Raw genomic sequence first — 15401 nt, 5'->3', positions numbered from 1 at the left:
GAAATTTGCGGCCGATTCAATCGATTAATTCCCCTGCTTCGCGTCAGAGGCTCGGACGATAGGCCTGTCGGGCCATGTTCACGAAGGCTTCGACATGCAGGGCGAGGGCGCCGCGCCTGACGACCAGCACACAATCGGACCATGCATCGGCGCTCTCCAGCGGCACGCCGACAATGCCTCTTGCGGAGCGCACCGTGGTTTCCGGGAGGATGGAAATGCCCGCACCGGCCTCCACGAGCGCGAGGATCGTATTGACGTTGGCGATGCGCATGCCGATTTCCGGCGCACAGCCAGCATCCTCGAAAAGCGAAAGTGCGCTGCTACTGAGGCCAAGGCCGATCTCGTCAACCGGCAGCAGCAGTTTTTCCCGCACGATATCGTTGACCGAAATCCGGGAGCGACCGGCGAGTGCGTGACGTTCCGGCAGGGCGACGCAAAGCCTCGAGCGATCGAAGGGCATGGCCCGCAGGGTCTGCGGTAGCGAGGGAAGGGGCGCGCGGATGAAGGCGACGTCGGTCTTGCGTGTCGCCACCTGCTCGATCAGCTGTTCCATTGTCATGCCGGGCAACAGTTCCAGCGTCACATCCTTGTGTTCATCGCCGTAACGGGTGATCAGCGCCGGAAGTTTGCGCTCCGCCATGACACTGGTGCCGTAACCGATGCGCAGCGTGCCGAGCTGGCCGCGCCTGATCTGCTGCGCCTTTTCCAGCGCGCCCTTGGTACGGGCGAGGATTTCTTCCGCCTCGATGAGCATAGACTGACCGGCCGGGGTGAGTTCGACGCCGCGATTGATGCGATGAAAGAGCTTGAAGCCCAGATTTTCCTCCAACTGGCGGATGCGTTGTGTCACGGCGGGCTGGGCGATGCCGAGCTGCAGGGCGGCGGCGCGAAAGTTCCTGGCCCTTGCGGCTTCCACGAATATTGTGAGTTGGCGAATATCCATCGGCGGACAGGTCTTTGTGTTGAGGGGTTTGGTGTGGTATAAGTACAGCTTATCAAAATTGCCCATCTTGCGCATTGTCATCTTGTCGCAGGCGACGTTATACCGCAGCCAGTGTTTCGGTCGTCTTTGCCGCTTATGCGGGGTTTGGCGATGCGAACCGGGGAGGATTTGTTCAAGCACCTTGTCCGCCGTCCATAGGGCCGGCGGTTACCTGCAGTGAATGGGTCAAAATGACAGTCACGACGGAAATCTTCCCCACCATTGTTCCCCGTTCAGCCGCGCCGCCTCTGGCGCAACTTCGTCTGGCCGCAGTGGCGGCGGACTGTCCGGGTTTTGCCGGACACTGAACGATCATCGGGCGTCAGCCTTATGGGGCGGCTCTTCCAAACGGACATTCTCTCATGGGTAATCCAGCAACTTCATTATCGCTCCCAGCCAGATTATGGCTGTTGGTGCTCGGCGCGGTCATCGTTGCCGCGGGCCTGTTCTTTGCCATTGGCGGCGGCCAGCTCGTGGCCCTCGGCGGCAGCCTTTATTTCATCGCGGCGGGTATCGGGCTGATTGTCTCCGGCCTGCTCATCCTGTTGCGCAAGCCTGCCGGCGCGCTTCTCTTCGGCCTTGTCTTCGTTCTCACCGGCGTCTGGGCGGTGTGGGAAGCCGGGCTGCACTTCTGGCCGCTCATTTCCCGTCTTCTGGCGATGGGTGTCGGGGCCACGGTCGTTGCGCTCTCCTATCCGCTCTTGCGCCGTGCGGCCGGCAAGGCCCCGGCATATGGCTCTTCTTTCGCCATCGCCGCCATTCTCGCCATCGCTTCCGGTGCCGGTTTTGCCGGCATGTTCGTGCCGCATCCGACCGTTGCCTTCAATGGCGAGGCGGCCGCGCTGACACCTGTAACCCCGGAAACGGAGCAGAAGAACTGGGAGCATTACGGCAATACATCCGGCGGCAGCCGCTTTGTCGCGCTTGACGGGATCACGCGTGATAACGTCAAGAACCTTGAAGTCGCCTGGACCTATCATACCGGCGACACCCCGATCAGCCCCGGCGCGAATGGTGCGGAAGATCAGGAAACGCCGCTGCAGGTTGGCGACACCGTGTTCCTTTGCACGCCGCACAATAATGTCATCGCCCTCGATGCCGATACCGGCGCTGAGAAGTGGAAGACGGAAATCAACGCGAAATCCTCCGTCTGGATGCGTTGCCGCGGCCTTGCCTATTTCGATGCGAAGGCGCCGCTGAAGCAGCCGACTGCGCCGGGCACAACACCTGTCACGCCTGCGGTGGTGGCTGAAGGCGCGCTTTGCCAGCGCCGCATTCTGATGAACACCATCAATGCCGAATTGATCGCGCTCGATGCAGATACCGGCGCATTCTGCCCGGATTTCGGTACCAATGGCCGCGTCGATCTGAAGATCGGCCTCGGTAATGCGCCGGACCCGCAATATGTTCTGACCTCCGCACCAACGCTGGCGGGAACGACCGTCGTTGTCGGCGGCCGTATCGCTGACAATGTGCAGGTGGACATGCCCGGTGGCGTGATGCGCGGTTTCGATGTGGTGACCGGCGCGCTCCGTTGGGCATTCGATCCCGGCAACCCGGAGATCACCGGACTGCCGCCCGAAGGGCAGACCTACACGCGCTCCACACCCAACGTCTGGGCATCCATGTCCTACGATCCGGAGCTGAACACCGTCTTCATGCCGGTCGGCAGCCCTTCGGTGGATTTGTACGGCGCGACGCGCACGCCGCTCGACCATAAATATGGTGCTTCGATGCTGGCGCTCGATGCCACCACCGGTCGGGAAAAATGGGTCTACCAGACGGTTCATAACGACCTCTGGGATTTCGACGTGCCGATGCAGCCAAGCTTCATCGATTTCCCGAAAGCGGATGGAACGACTGTTCCGGCACTGGTTTTCGGCACCAAGGCGGCGCAGATCTATGTCCTCGACCGGGCGACCGGCCAGCCGTTGACCAAGGTGGAAGAGGTTCCCGTCAAGCCTGCCAATATTCCGAACGAGCCTTATTCTCCAACACAGCCGCGCTCGGTCGGCATGCCCGAGATCGGCGCGCAGACCCTGACGGAAGCGGACATGTGGGGTGCTACCCCATTTGACCAACTTCTTTGCCGCATCGCCTTCAAGGGCATGCGCTACGAAGGGCTTTATACGGCGCCGGGTACGGACCTCTCCCTGTCGTTTCCGGGCTCGCTCGGCGGCATGAACTGGGGCGGTCTTTCGACGGACCCGACGACGAACACCATTTTCGTCAATGACATGCGCCTCGGCCTCTGGATTCAGATGAAGGAAGCCGCACCCACCAAGGCAACGGCAAGCGGCGGCGAAAGCGTCAATACCGGCATGGGCCTCGTGCCTATGAAGGGTACGCCCTATGCCGTCGACAAGAACCGTTTCCTTTCGGCTCTCGGCATTCCCTGCCAGGCTCCGCCCTATGGCACGATGACCGCGATCGACATGAAGACCCAGAAGATCAAGTGGCAGGTGCCTGTTGGTACCGTCGAGGATACCGGGCCGCTCGGCATCAAGATGGGTCTGCCGATCCCGATCGGCATGCCGACGCTCGGCGGCACGCTCGCCACGCAGGGCGGTCTCGTCTTCATCGCCGGCACGCAGGATTATTATCTGCGCGCCTTCGATACGGCGACCGGCAAGGAAGTCTGGAAGGCCCGCCTTCCGGTCGGCAGCCAGGGCGGTCCGATGAGCTACAAGTCTCCGAAGACCGGCAAGCAATATGTGGTTATCTCGGCCGGCGGCGCACGCCAGTCGCCTGATCGCGGCGACTATGTAATCGCCTATGCATTGCCGGATTGATTCTGGTTTGATCATTCTGAAAAAAGGAACCCCGGGACGTTATCCCGGGGTTTTTCTTTGTCGTGAGCCGGCGTGAGCGGCCATTCCGTGCGGAACCTCACTCTCCCTCCTGCGTTAGGAAAACGGCGCCTGCCGGCAAATTCGCCGCCATTCACCAAGCTTTCACAAGGCGAATTTATGAGCTTGCGCTTATCCGCCCGTGAACCGATGATGGCGGCATTTCGAAATATGTATATTGTCCGGCGCGCCGGGAAATTTTTAGAGTTGGAAAGGTTTTATTGTGAAGGAACAATCTCGAAAGATCACGCCGGTTCTTCTTGCTGGCGGTGCCGGTTCCCGGCTTTGGCCGGTATCGCGCGATCAGTTGCCCAAGCAGTTCCAGCCGCTGGTCGGCAATCTTTCGACCTATCAGCAGACGCTGCAGCGGGTGGGCGACAAGAGCCTTTATTCCGAACCGCTTGTGATCACCAACGAGGATTTCCGTTTCTTCGCGCGCCGCCAGGCGGAAGAGATCGATCTGCCGGCAACGGTGGTGCTTGAGCCGGCCCGCCGCGACAGCGCCGCCGCGATGGCCGCCGCCGCTGTGCTGGCCGAGCGCCGCGAGCCCGGATGCCTGGTGCTGGCGCTTGCCGCCGACCATGTGGTGCTCGATGCCGACAAGTTTTCGGATGCCGTGAAGCTCGGCGCAAAAGCCGCCGATCAGGGTAATATCGTTGTCTTCGGCCTCGTGCCGACCGAGCCGCGTACCTCCTACGGTTACATCAAGCCGGGCGAGGCGATCGACGGCGAGGAAGACCTCAGCACCGTGGATGCCTTTGTGGAGAAGCCGAATGTGAAGACGGCGATCTCCTATCTGGAAAAAGGTTATCTCTGGAATTCCGGCAACTTCCTGTTCCGTTCCGATGTGATGATCGCCGAGCTGAAGGCCTTCGCGCCGGAGATCCTGGCGGCGGTGACGCAGGCCGTGGAGCAATATGAGAGCGACCTCGGTTTCGTGCGCCTGCATCAGGAAAGCTTCGAGGCTTCGCCGAAAAACTCCATCGACTATGCGGTGATCGAGAAAACCAAACGCATGGCGGTGGTGCACGGCCATTTCCGCTGGTCGGATATTGGCAGCTGGGATGCGATCTGGGAGATTGCCGACAAGCGCGGCAACGACAACGCACTGGAAGGCAACGGCGTCTTCATCGATTCCGAAGGCTGCCTCATCCACTCCACGCAATTGCTGACGACGGTGGTGGGTGCAAAGGACATGGTGGTGGTGGCCACCAAGGATGCGGTTCTGGTGGTGCCGAAAAACAGGGTGCAGGATGTGAAGGGTCTGGTGGAAAAGCTGAAGGACAGCGAACACGCGCCACAGACGCAGACCCACAAGCGCGTCTACCGCCCCTGGGGTTATATCGAACATATGTATGTGGACGAGCGCTACCGGGTGGGCCACATCACGGTCGATCCCGGCCACCGCATCTCGTTCCAGAAACATTATCACCGCTCGGAACACTGGATCGTCGTGAAGGGAACCGCGACGGTGACGATCGGCGAAGAAACCCGGCTGCTGACGGAAAACCAGTCGGTTTATATCCCGATCGGTCAGCCGCACCGGCTTGCCAATGAGGGGCAGATACCGCTCGAGCTGGTCGAAATCCAGACCGGAGCCTATATCGGCGAGGATGATGTCATCCGCATCGAGGATGATTACAAGAGGCAATAGGGCTGTTGCCAATGCCGAGGGAACATAAGGCGAGGCGGACATAGGTCCGCTTCGCTTTTTTGGTTCAAGTGGCCAGCGCGTTCACGCAATGGGCAAAGCCATGGGACAGCATCGCCGCTTCCAGTCCCCGACGCCAGAATAGCCACCCGAAGATGAGGCCGGGAACGAAATTGCCGAGCAGCACCGCAAGGACGAGCGCCGGTTGAGGCTGAGCGGCGATCGCAAACAGAAACGGCAGGTGGCCCGCGGCAAAGAGAGCTGCGGCGATTGCGATGGCTGCCCACACTGTGGATGGTCCAATCTGTCCGCTTCCCGTCATGCGCCAGAGGGCCCATGCAAAAAACGACATCAGGCCCCACCGGGTCAGCAGCTCTTCCGTGATGCCGCCATATAAAATCCGGGTCGCCAGCGGGACATCAAATCTGGTCATTTTTGCCAGGGTTGCCGCATCCGTGACCAGGGGCAGGATCACCGAGGAATAGATGATCATCAACACGGCGACGACAATGCCCGCCGCAAGCGCAGGCGGCACCTGTCTTCGCAGCACTGCGCGCGCGCTGTCACCATTCAGCAGGCTATCGATCAACGGGGCGCCAAGCCCGAGTTTTACGGCCAGAGCCTGACCGGTCGCCACCGCCGCAAGGGTCAGGATTGCGGGCTGGACGAGGATCAGCAGACGCATCGCCAATGAAACCTGCTGTCCCGGGATGAGGTGCTCAAACGTTGCCAGTAAAAGCGATGCGACACCGGTCAATCCGATGATCAAAAGAATATGCCAGCGTTTCATGGTCTCTTTCGCCTGTTTTCCTCACCATGGGGTTTGTAAATGACCGGCATTGCGTGTGGATTACGCGGTCCAATCCCCTGTGTCGCCTGGCTGTTCGGCGTATTTACCGCCCGTTCGAAATGCCTCCTGACGGTGGTGGCGAGATTCGTATTTTAGGCGGTTGCCTAATCAAAAATCTTCGCATACGTTCCAACTGCAACGTTTCAGTGAGGGAGGAGACTCATGCGAATGCGTGTTATTTCTGCGGCTTTTCTGGCCAGCGTCATGATTCCGGCGGGTATTGCCGGGGCCACCGATCTTGAGGTGACCCATTGGTGGACATCGGGCGGCGAAGCCGCTGCCGTCGCCGAACTGGCCAAGGCTTTCGACGCGACCGGCAATAAATGGGTGGACGGCGCGATTGCCGGTTCGGGCGGCACGGCCCGGCCGATCATGATCAGCCGCATCACCGGCGGCGATCCGATGGGGGCCACCCAATTCAACCATGGCCGGCAGGCTGAAGAGCTTGTTCAGGCAGGTCTGATGCGCGATCTTTCCGATGTTGCCGCAAAGGGTAACTGGAAAGAGGTGATCAAGCCTGCAAGCCTGCTCGACAGCTGCACCATCGACGGCAAGATCTATTGTGCACCGGTCAATATCCATTCCTGGCAATGGCTGTGGCTTTCCAATGAAGCCTTCAAGAAGGCGGGCGTTGAAGTTCCGAAGAACTGGACGGAATTCGTCGCAGCCGCACCGGCGCTGAAAAAGGCCGGCATCCAGCCGCTCGCGCTGGGCGGCCAGGCATGGCAGGCGAACGGCTTGTTCGACACGCTGACGCTTTCGATCGGCGGCAAAGATCTTTATCAGAAGGTCTATGGCGACAAGGATGCCGAAGCGGCAGCCGGGCCCGAGATGGCGAAGATTTTCGCGGCTGCCGTTGAGGCGCGCGACATGGCCAAGGGCACCAATGTTCAGGACTGGAACCAAGCCACCAACATGGTCATCACCGGCAAGGCCGGCGGCCAGATCATGGGTGACTGGGCGCAGGGTGAATTCCAGCTTGCCAACCAGAAGGCCGGCACGGATTACACCTGTCTGCCGGGTCTCGGCCTCAATGATTATATCACCACGGGCGGCGACGCTTTCTATTTCCCGCTCCTGAAGGATGAGGCGAAATCCAAGGCGCAGGACGTGCTGGCTGAAACCATCGTCGATCCGAAAACCCAGGTTGCTTTCAACCTGAAGAAAGGTTCGCTGCCGATCCGTGGCGACGTCGATCTCAACGCCGCCAATGACTGCATGAAGAAGGGTCTCGAAATTCTGGCCAAGGGCAATGCGCTGACCAGTACCGACCAGCTGATTTCCGCCGATACGCAGAAACAGAAGGAAGACCTGATGGCGGAATTCTTCGCGGGCTCGATGTCGGCGGAAGACGGGCAGAAGCGCTTCGCGGACATTATCGGTTCGGCGGACTGAGTGTGATCTCTCCGGGTGGGAAAGCGGTTCGCCGCTTTCCTTTCCAGCGTCCTGCCTGTGCAACAATCACCAGCACGGGCAGGGGGTTCATGCGGTGAGGCTTTTGCCTGACTGTTGACTGTAACGTTACAGGAGGAGGTAACATGGCAGGTCAAGCGCGCTCGGGGCGCCCCAACCAGCTTTTCCGCAATCTCAATTCCAAGATTGCCTCCATTCCCATGATATTGACCGCCATGGTGATCTTCCTCGGCGGAACGATCTGGACGGTGATTTATTCCTTCACCAATTCAAAGCTTCTGCCGCGGGCGAGCTTCATCGGTTTCGATCAATATGAGCGTTTGTGGGCAGCACCACGCTGGATCGTGTCCATCCAGAATCTGGCGATCTACGGTGTGCTGTCGCTGATCTTCAGCCTCGTCATCGGCTTCGTGCTAGCGGCGCTGATGGATCAGAAAATTCGTTTCGAAAACACCTTCCGCACCATTTTCCTCTATCCTTTCGCCCTGTCCTTCATTGTCACAGGCCTCGTCTGGCAATGGCTGCTGAACCCGGAATTCGGCATCCAGTCCGTGGTCCGCTCGATGGGCTGGGAAAGTTTCACCTTCGATCCGCTCTACAATTCGCAGATCGTTATCTACGGCATCCTGATTGCTGCACTCTGGCAGGGCACGGGGCTCGTCATGTGCCTGATGCTGGCCGGTCTTCGCGGTATCGACGAGGACATCTGGAAGGCGACGCGTGTTGACGGCATTCCGATGTGGAAGACCTATATTCTCATCATCATTCCCATGATGCGGCCGGTCTTCATCACCACGCTGGTCATCATCGCCAGCGGCATCGTCAAGGTTTACGATCTGGTGGTGGCGCAAACGAGCGGCGGGCCGGGTATCGCGTCCGAAGTACCGGCGAAATATGTCTATGACTACATGTTTCAGGCGCAGAATCTCGGGCAGGGCTTTGCCGCCTCGACCATGATGCTCCTGACGGTCGCGATCATCATCATTCCATGGGCCTACCTCGAATTCGGAGGCAAGAAGCGTGGCTAATATCAGCACATTAAACACGGTCGTGGCCGCCACCGATGCGGTTGCCAAAGACCTTTCCGGTCCGCGCGGCAGGAAGCCGAGGAAAACCTTTTCCCGCCGCAACATCATTCTTTACGGCACGCTGTTCGTGGCTGCCGCCTATTACCTGCTGCCGCTTTACGTGATGGTCGTCACCTCGCTGAAAGGCATGCCGGAAATCCGGCTTGGCAACATCTTCGCGCCGCCGGTGGAAATCACTTTCGAACCCTGGGTGAAGGCCTGGGCCAATGCCTGCACGGGCCTGAACTGCGACGGGCTTTCACGCGGCTTCTGGAATTCGGTGCGCATCCTCGTGCCATCGGTGGTGATTTCGATCGTCGTCGCCTCCGTCAGCGGCTACGCCATGGCCAACTGGAAGTTCAAGGGATCGGAACTGTTCTTCTCCATCCTCATCATCGGCGCCTTCATCCCCTATCAGGTGATGATCTATCCGATCGTCATCGTGCTGCGCGAAATGGGTGTCTATGGCACGCTGACCGGCCTCGTTATCGTGCACACCATCTTCGGCATGCCGATCCTGACGCTGCTGTTCCGTAACTACTTCGCCTCGCTGCCGGAGGAACTGTTCAAGGCGGCGCGCATCGATGGCGCCAATTTCTGGCAGATCTATTTCCGCATCATGCTGCCCATGTCGCTGCCGATCTTCGTCGTGGCGATGATCCTGCAGGTGACCGGCATCTGGAACGACTTCCTGTTCGGCGTGGTGTTCACGCGGCCGGAATATTACCCGATGACCGTGCAGCTCAATAACATCGTCAACTCCGTGCAGGGCGTGAAGGAATACAACGTCAACATGGCCGCAACCCTTCTGACCGGGGCCGTGCCGCTGATCGTTTATTTCGTCTCCGGCAGGCTTTTCGTCCGCGGCATTGCCGCAGGCGCAGTAAAAGGTTGAGCTATATGAACAAAAGCGTTTCCATTCGCGATCTTTCCCTGTCCTTCGGTGCCGTCACCGTGCTGAAAGACCTCAATCTCGATATTTACGACGGCGAATTCCTCGTGCTGCTCGGCTCTTCCGGCTGCGGAAAGTCGACCCTTCTCAATTGCATCGCGGGTCTTCTGGAGCCGACCGACGGGCAAATCTTCATCAAGGACCGCAACGTCACCTGGGAGGAGCCGAAAGACCGAGGCATTGGCATGGTGTTCCAGTCCTATGCGCTTTATCCGCAGATGACGGTGGAGAAGAATCTGTCCTTCGGCCTTCAGGTCGCCAAGGTGCCGAAAGAGGAAATCGACCGCCGTGTGAAAAGAGCGGCTGGCATATTGCAGATCGAGCCGCTGCTGAAACGCAAGCCCGCCGAGCTTTCCGGCGGCCAGCGCCAGCGTGTGGCCATCGGTCGGGCGCTGGTGCGGGATGTGGATGTTTTCCTGTTCGACGAGCCGCTCTCGAACCTCGATGCCAAGCTGCGCTCGGAACTGCGCGTCGAAATCAAGCGGCTGCACCAGTCGCTGAAGAACACCATGATTTATGTGACGCATGACCAGATCGAGGCGCTGACGCTGGCGGACCGCATCGCCATCATGAAAAGCGGTGTCATCCAGCAGTTGGCCGATCCCGTCACCATCTACAACAAGCCGCAAAACCTCTTCGTTGCCGGTTTCATCGGCTCGCCGTCGATGAATTTCCTGCGCGGCGAGTTGATCGAAAAGGACGGCAAGGTGGTCTTCACCACCAATGGCGTTACTTTTGCGCTGGATGGCTATTATGCGGAAACGCCGCTCGCCGCGGGCCGTGCGGTGGTTCTGGGCGTTCGCCCCGAACATGTGCGCGTCGATGCCGATATCGTTGGCGGCGAAGTGCATGAGGCGATTGTCGATATCGAGGAGCCGATGGGTGCGGACAATCTGATCTGGCTGAAACATGCCGGGCATACCATGTCCGTGCGTGTCGGTGGGCACAGGCGGTTTTCGCCGGGCACCAAGGTGCGCCTCGGCCTCGACATGACGATGGCCTCGCTGTTCGACGCGCAAAGCGAGGACCGGCTCTAGAACAGCTTCGATTTACCCCCACACACAATCCCAAGACCCAGATCTCTATGGAGGAGACAATGACAGAACTCGGTTTCCAGCTTTACAGCGCCCGTAATTTCCAGCCTTTTTCCAATATTCTGAAGAAGCTTTCGGCGGCGGGTTATAAACATGTCGAAGGTTATGGCGCGATGTACGCTTCGCTGGATGATGCCGGTTTGAAAGGCCTGCGCGCCGAACTCGACGCCAATGGCCTTGCCATGCCGACCGGCCATTTCGGCCTCGACCTTCTGGAAGGCGATCCGAAAAAGGCGCTGAACATCGCGAAAGTTCTAGGCGTGGAAGCGATCTATTGCCCTTATCTGATGCCGGACCAGCGCCCGACAGATGCCGCAGGCTGGTTCGCTTTCGGCAAGCGCCTGCAGGAAGCTGGAAAGCCCTTCGTGGATGCCGGGCTGGTCTTCGGCTGGCATAACCATGATTTCGAGTTCAAGACGCTTGGCGATGGCTCCACACCACAGGAGCAAATCTTTGCCGGCGGCCCGGATTTGAAATGGGAGGCGGATATCGCCTGGATCATTCGCGGCAATGCCGATCCGCTCGCCTGGATCGAAAGCTACGGCAAGCGCATCACCGCCGTCCATGTCAAGGACATCGCACCGGCTGGTGAAAATACCGACGAAGACGGCTGGGCCGATGTCGGCCATGGGACGGTGGACTGGAAGGGTCTCGTCGCGGCGCTGAAGGCGAAATCCGCCACGAAACATTTCGTGGTCGAGCACGACAATCCGAAGGATATCGACCGGCTGATCACCCGCTCGATCGCATCTTTCAAAACCTACTAAGTTTCAATTTTCGGAGTTTCCATCATGGCCAGGGATCTTGGCGTCGGCATCATCGGATGCGGCAATATCTCGTCTGCTTACTTTTCGCTGGCACCGCTCTTCAAGGGCATCAAGGTGCTTGCCTGCGCCGATCTCAACCGCAATGCGGCGGAGCTCAGGGCGGAAGAATTCGGTGTCGTCGCGCAGTCCATCGATGAACTGCTCGCCAACAAGGATATCGATGTGGTGGTGAACCTCACCATTCCCGCCGCGCATTTTCCGGTGTCGAAAGCCGCCCTCGAGGCAGGCAAGCACGTCTATTCGGAAAAGCCGCTGGTGCTTTCGCTGGAGGAAGGCGAGGAGCTACGGCGCATCGCCCGGGAGAAGAACCTCTCCGTCGGCTGCGCGCCGGATACTTTCCTCGGCGGCGCGCATCAGCTTGCCCGGCAATATATCGATGACGGCAAGGTAGGGCGCATCACCTCCGGCACCTGCCATGTGATGAGCCCCGGCATGGAGATGTGGCACCCCAATCCGGGCTTCTTCTTCCTGAAGGGCGGCGGGCCGATCCTCGATCTCGGCCCCTATTACGTCGCCAATCTCATCAACCTCATCGGACCGGTGAAGCGCGTCGGTGCGCTGACCAGCATGGCGAACCCCACCCGTACGGTGACCAGCCAGCCGTTGAACGGCGAAATCATCCCGGTCGAAACACCGACCAATATCCATGCCCTGCTGGAATTTGTGAACGGCGCGACGATCACGCTTTCGGCAAGCTGGGATGTCTGGTCGCATCGCCACGCCAATATGGAGCTCTATGGCACGGAAGGCTCGATCTATGTGCCGGATCCGAACTTCTTCGGCGGCGTGGTGGAAGCGAGCGGACGGGACAAGAATATCCAGCCGCTGGAAGACTGGGCGCATCCCTTCGGCATCGCCAATCAGGAGAGCCCCAATGGCCCGCGTGCCAATTACCGCACGGCGGGCCTTGCCGATATGGCGATTGCGATTTTGGAGGGGCGTGATGCCCGCTGCTCGCTGGATCGCTCCCTGCACGGTATCGATGTGATGACCTCGATCCTCAAATCCGGGGAGGAGGGCCGTTTCATCGAAATGACGACGACCTGCACCCAGCCGGCGGCACTTGGCATCGAGGAGGCGCAGGCGCTGCTGCGCTGAGCGCAAAGCCAACGAAAAAAGGCCCGGCGCACTGCCAGTTCGCCGGGCCTTTTCCGCTCAGCCATTTAATGGCGAGCGTCGCGTGTTCATCAGATTTTCATAGGCCGATAAAAAGACCCAGCCAGCGCGCAACGGTCCTGACCATCCAGATCAGGAACACGAAAGGGGCTATGCCAACAGCCGCGACGAGCGCCGCCGAGGCGACAACGAGCGCTGTGGTGAGATTGCGCCTGAACCGGTGGCGTTTTGGGTCGAGAGCCTTATCCATGACGTATGGCGGTGATCAGCCCGCGAATGGTGAGCGTGACATAAAGCATGCCCGCCATCGCCATCAGGATGGCGGTGCCGAGAGAGCTGAGGTTGCTCAGCGAAAACAGAAATGTATCAGCCGCCACCATTGGCAAGACCCTTCAAGAACAGCAGATTTCGCATCGTTCTAGATCGTGCCGGTTTCCCGCATATGTCCCGATTGTTTCGTCTTGTTGCTGCCGAGGGGCGTTTTCGTGATGGCGTGGCTTTGCGCGATTTCCGCAAGGCCCTTCACAAGCCCGTCGCTTTGGTTTAAAGCCGCTCCCCGTAATCCGGTCGCAGCCCACCCGGTCAAAACAAGGGATCCCAAATTATGAAAACCATCGTCATCTGCTCCGGCGGATTGGACTCCGTTTCGCTTGCGCATAAAATCGCGGCGGAACATCAACTTCTCGCTCTTGTCTCCTTCGATTATGGCCAGCGCCACAAGAAGGAGCTGGAATACGCGGCCGATTGCGCAAGGCGTCTCGGCGTGCCGCATCATGTCATCGATATCAGAACCATCGGCGCACATCTGACCGGCTCGGCGCTGACCGACGACGTGGAGGTGCCGGACGGACATTATGCGGAAGAGACCATGCGCTCCACCGTTGTGCCGAACCGCAACGCCATCATGCTCACCATCGCTTTCGGGCTGGCCGCCGCGCAGCAGGCGGATGCCGTGGCGATTGCCGTGCATGGCGGCGATCACTTCATCTACCCCGATTGCCGGCCGGGCTTTATCGACAGCTTCAATGCCATGCAGGCGCATGCGCTGGAAGGTTATGCCGACGTCAAGCTTTTCGCGCCCTATGTCACCGTTTCCAAGGCGGCGATTGTGACCGATGGTGCGAAATACGGCACGCCCTTTGGCGAAACATGGTCCTGTTACAAGGGCGGCTTGCGCCACTGCGGCCGCTGCGGCACCTGCGTCGAACGGCGCGAGGCCTTTCATCTGGCCGGTGTCACCGATCCGACCGACTATGAGGATCCGGATTTCTGGGTGGCGGCCACCCATGCCTATGCGGCGCAGGAGGTGCGCTGATGTTCCGCATCACCAAGGAATTTCACTTCTCCGCCTCGCACCAGTTGAAGAGCCTGCCTTCGGATCACCAGTGCAATCGCCTCCACGGGCATAATTACATCGTCGAGATCGAGCTTGCGGGCGAAGCGCTGAACGAGCACGGTTTCGTGCGCGACTATCACGAGCTTGCGCCGCTGAAGCGTTATATTGACGATCATTTCGACCATCGCCACCTGAACGACGTTCTTGGCCATGACCGGGTGACGGCGGAATGTCTGGCGAAGCATTTCTACGACTGGTGCAAGGATCGCCTGCCGGAAACCAGCGCCGTGCGGGTCAGCGAAACCGCCAAGACCTGGGCGGAATACCGGCCATGACGGCGGCTGCACACAAGATTGCAGCGAAGGACCCCACGATCCGCATCAGTGAAATCTTCGGGCCCACCATTCAGGGTGAAGGTCTGCTGATCGGTCTACCGACGGTTTTCGTACGTACTGGCGGCTGCGACTATCGCTGTTCCTGGTGCGATACGCTGCATGCGGTCGATAGCGAGTATCGCGACACGTGGAAACCCATGTCGGTCGACGCGATCTGGCAGGAGGTGCGGCGGCTTTCCGGCGGCGTACCGCTGACGATCTCGCTGTCTGGCGGCAATCCGGCCATCCAGCCGCTCGGACCTTTGATCTCGAAGGGGCAGGCCGAGGGCTATCGTTTCGCGCTGGAAACGCAGGGCAGCATCGCCAAAGACTGGTTTGCCGATCTCGACCATCTTGTCCTAAGCCCCAAGCCGCCATCGAGCGGCATGGAAACGGACTGGCAGGCTTTCGAAGACTGTCTTGGCGCTGCCGGCAAGGGCCCGCAGGTAGCCCTGAAGATCGTGGTCTTTGACGATGCCGATTACGCCTATGCCACAGCGGCATCCGCGCGTTTCCCGCATTTGCCGGTTTACCTTCAGCCCGGCAACCACACCCCGCCGCCGCCGGATGACGACGATGCGCGTGTGGATATCGATGGGGTGATGGACCGGATGTTGTGGCTGGTGGAGAAGGTCAGCGAAGATCGCTGGTTTTCCGCCCGGGTGCTGCCGCAACTACATGTGCTGTTGTGGGGGAATAAGCGCGGGGTTTGAGGCAGTTATAAGTTCCCTCCGTCATGCCGGACTTGATCCGGCATCCAGCCACGGCGCGTCTGCGCCGTGAAAAGAGTCTTTTGCGATCAAAGGCTTGATAGCGCTGGACCCCGGATCAAGTCCGGGGTGACGGAGAGCGAGGAGCCCTTTGCAGCAATCCATGCGGCGGCTTGCGCC

At 59.6% G+C, this 15401-nt stretch carries 15 protein-coding genes; 11 read left to right on the top strand and 4 right to left on the bottom strand.

Annotated features, from left to right (window positions below; genetic code table 11):
- Positions 1 to 43: 43 nt before the first annotated feature.
- A complete protein-coding gene (locus FGF54_RS16640) occupies positions 44 to 1018 on the bottom strand; it encodes a LysR family transcriptional regulator (RefSeq protein WP_168208160.1) in 975 nt (324 codons plus the stop codon).
- A 326-nt stretch (positions 1019 to 1344) separates the two neighbouring features.
- Between FGF54_RS16640 and FGF54_RS16635 the strand changes: the two genes are divergently transcribed.
- Both FGF54_RS16635 and FGF54_RS16630 read left to right on the top strand, forming a co-directional pair.
- The gene (locus FGF54_RS16635) at positions 1345 to 3774 is read left to right on the top strand and encodes a glucose/quinate/shikimate family membrane-bound PQQ-dependent dehydrogenase (RefSeq protein WP_142780467.1); all 2430 of its coding nucleotides are present in this window, start codon (positions 1345 to 1347) and stop codon (positions 3772 to 3774) included.
- 280 nt (positions 3775 to 4054) lie between these two features.
- The gene (locus tag FGF54_RS16630) at positions 4055 to 5485 is read left to right on the top strand and encodes a mannose-1-phosphate guanylyltransferase/mannose-6-phosphate isomerase (protein WP_142780466.1); all 1431 of its coding nucleotides are present in this window, start codon (positions 4055 to 4057) and stop codon (positions 5483 to 5485) included.
- A gap of 64 nt (positions 5486 to 5549) precedes the next feature.
- Here FGF54_RS16630 and FGF54_RS16625 read toward each other — a convergent pair whose 3' ends face one another.
- Positions 5550 to 6272, bottom strand: coding sequence for a type II CAAX prenyl endopeptidase Rce1 family protein (locus FGF54_RS16625; RefSeq protein ID WP_142780465.1), 723 nt, complete (start codon positions 6270 to 6272; stop codon positions 5550 to 5552).
- 222 nt (positions 6273 to 6494) lie between these two features.
- Here FGF54_RS16625 and FGF54_RS16620 point away from each other — a divergent pair, with 222 nt between their 5' ends.
- The 6 genes from FGF54_RS16620 (at position 6495) to FGF54_RS16595 (ending at position 12783) form a co-directional block, all read left to right on the top strand.
- Positions 6495 to 7727, top strand: coding sequence for an ABC transporter substrate-binding protein (locus FGF54_RS16620; protein ID WP_142780464.1), 1233 nt, complete (start codon positions 6495 to 6497; stop codon positions 7725 to 7727).
- A gap of 143 nt (positions 7728 to 7870) precedes the next feature.
- Positions 7871 to 8773: a carbohydrate ABC transporter permease gene (locus FGF54_RS16615; protein ID WP_142780463.1), complete on the top strand. Its 903-nt coding sequence runs from the start codon at positions 7871 to 7873 to the stop codon at positions 8771 to 8773.
- Positions 8766 to 9707: a carbohydrate ABC transporter permease gene (locus FGF54_RS16610; RefSeq protein WP_003525110.1), complete on the top strand. Its 942-nt coding sequence runs from the start codon at positions 8766 to 8768 to the stop codon at positions 9705 to 9707. The genes FGF54_RS16615 and FGF54_RS16610 overlap by 8 nt, the downstream gene beginning before the upstream one ends.
- Positions 9708 to 9712: 5 nt before the next feature.
- Positions 9713 to 10801, top strand: a complete 1089-nt coding sequence (locus FGF54_RS16605) for an ABC transporter ATP-binding protein (protein WP_142780462.1) — start codon at positions 9713 to 9715, stop codon at positions 10799 to 10801.
- 59 nt (positions 10802 to 10860) lie between these two features.
- A complete protein-coding gene (locus FGF54_RS16600) occupies positions 10861 to 11625 on the top strand; it encodes a sugar phosphate isomerase/epimerase (RefSeq protein ID WP_142780461.1) in 765 nt (254 codons plus the stop codon).
- A gap of 24 nt (positions 11626 to 11649) precedes the next feature.
- Complete coding sequence (locus FGF54_RS16595) at positions 11650 to 12783, top strand: Gfo/Idh/MocA family protein (protein WP_065656301.1); 1134 nt, start codon at positions 11650 to 11652, stop codon at positions 12781 to 12783.
- Between the two features lie 97 nt (positions 12784 to 12880).
- Here FGF54_RS16595 and FGF54_RS27280 read toward each other — a convergent pair whose 3' ends face one another.
- Positions 12881 to 13051 (bottom strand): hypothetical protein, encoded by a 171-nt coding sequence (locus FGF54_RS27280; RefSeq protein ID WP_168208159.1) that lies wholly within the window; start codon positions 13049 to 13051, stop codon positions 12881 to 12883.
- Positions 13044 to 13181, bottom strand: a complete 138-nt coding sequence (locus FGF54_RS27275) for a hypothetical protein (protein ID WP_162856872.1) — start codon at positions 13179 to 13181, stop codon at positions 13044 to 13046. The genes FGF54_RS27280 and FGF54_RS27275 overlap by 8 nt, the downstream gene beginning before the upstream one ends.
- 224 nt (positions 13182 to 13405) lie before the next feature.
- Between FGF54_RS27275 and queC the strand changes: the two genes are divergently transcribed.
- Genes queC through queE form a run of 3 tightly spaced genes read left to right on the top strand, consistent with a single transcriptional unit; the run spans position 13406 to position 15224 of the window.
- Positions 13406 to 14116 (top strand): 7-cyano-7-deazaguanine synthase QueC, encoded by a 711-nt coding sequence (gene queC / locus FGF54_RS16590; RefSeq protein ID WP_142780460.1) that lies wholly within the window; start codon positions 13406 to 13408, stop codon positions 14114 to 14116.
- Positions 14116 to 14472 carry a 6-carboxytetrahydropterin synthase QueD gene (queD, locus tag FGF54_RS16585; RefSeq protein ID WP_020811477.1) on the top strand — a complete coding sequence of 119 codons (357 nt, stop codon included), beginning with the start codon at positions 14116 to 14118 and terminating at the stop codon, positions 14470 to 14472. Before queC ends, queD begins: the two co-directional genes overlap by 1 nt.
- Positions 14469 to 15224 carry a 7-carboxy-7-deazaguanine synthase QueE gene (gene queE / locus FGF54_RS16580; RefSeq protein ID WP_142780459.1) on the top strand — a complete coding sequence of 252 codons (756 nt, stop codon included), beginning with the start codon at positions 14469 to 14471 and terminating at the stop codon, positions 15222 to 15224. The genes queD and queE overlap by 4 nt, the downstream gene beginning before the upstream one ends.
- Positions 15225 to 15401: the final 177 nt, after the last annotated feature.

It is taken from the genome of Agrobacterium sp. T29 (assembly GCF_006970545.1).
Classification (GTDB): Bacteria; Pseudomonadota; Alphaproteobacteria; order Rhizobiales; family Rhizobiaceae; genus Agrobacterium; species Agrobacterium leguminum.
This window is presented reverse-complemented; position numbering and strand designations above follow the sequence as displayed.

What these genes read in the sequence shown, in the direction of transcription:
- FGF54_RS16595 (WP_065656301.1), top strand. Translation starts at nt 11,650, where the DNA reads ATGGCCAGGGATCTTGGCGTCGGCATCATCGGATGCGGCAATATCTCG.
- FGF54_RS16640 (WP_168208160.1), bottom strand. Translation starts at nt 1,018, where the DNA reads ATGCGCAAGATGGGCAATTTTGATAAGCTGTACTTATACCACACCAAA.
- FGF54_RS16600 (WP_142780461.1), top strand. Translation starts at nt 10,861, where the DNA reads ATGACAGAACTCGGTTTCCAGCTTTACAGCGCCCGTAATTTCCAGCCT.
- FGF54_RS16615 (WP_142780463.1), top strand. Translation starts at nt 7,871, where the DNA reads ATGGCAGGTCAAGCGCGCTCGGGGCGCCCCAACCAGCTTTTCCGCAAT.
- FGF54_RS27280 (WP_168208159.1), bottom strand. Translation starts at nt 13,051, where the DNA reads ATGGATAAGGCTCTCGACCCAAAACGCCACCGGTTCAGGCGCAATCTC.
- queD (WP_020811477.1), top strand. Translation starts at nt 14,116, where the DNA reads ATGTTCCGCATCACCAAGGAATTTCACTTCTCCGCCTCGCACCAGTTG.
- FGF54_RS16620 (WP_142780464.1), top strand. Translation starts at nt 6,495, where the DNA reads ATGCGAATGCGTGTTATTTCTGCGGCTTTTCTGGCCAGCGTCATGATT.
- queE (WP_142780459.1), top strand. Translation starts at nt 14,469, where the DNA reads ATGACGGCGGCTGCACACAAGATTGCAGCGAAGGACCCCACGATCCGC.
- FGF54_RS16625 (WP_142780465.1), bottom strand. Translation starts at nt 6,272, where the DNA reads ATGAAACGCTGGCATATTCTTTTGATCATCGGATTGACCGGTGTCGCA.
- FGF54_RS27275 (WP_162856872.1), bottom strand. Translation starts at nt 13,181, where the DNA reads ATGGTGGCGGCTGATACATTTCTGTTTTCGCTGAGCAACCTCAGCTCT.
- FGF54_RS16605 (WP_142780462.1), top strand. Translation starts at nt 9,713, where the DNA reads ATGAACAAAAGCGTTTCCATTCGCGATCTTTCCCTGTCCTTCGGTGCC.
- FGF54_RS16635 (WP_142780467.1), top strand. Translation starts at nt 1,345, where the DNA reads ATGGGTAATCCAGCAACTTCATTATCGCTCCCAGCCAGATTATGGCTG.
- queC (WP_142780460.1), top strand. Translation starts at nt 13,406, where the DNA reads ATGAAAACCATCGTCATCTGCTCCGGCGGATTGGACTCCGTTTCGCTT.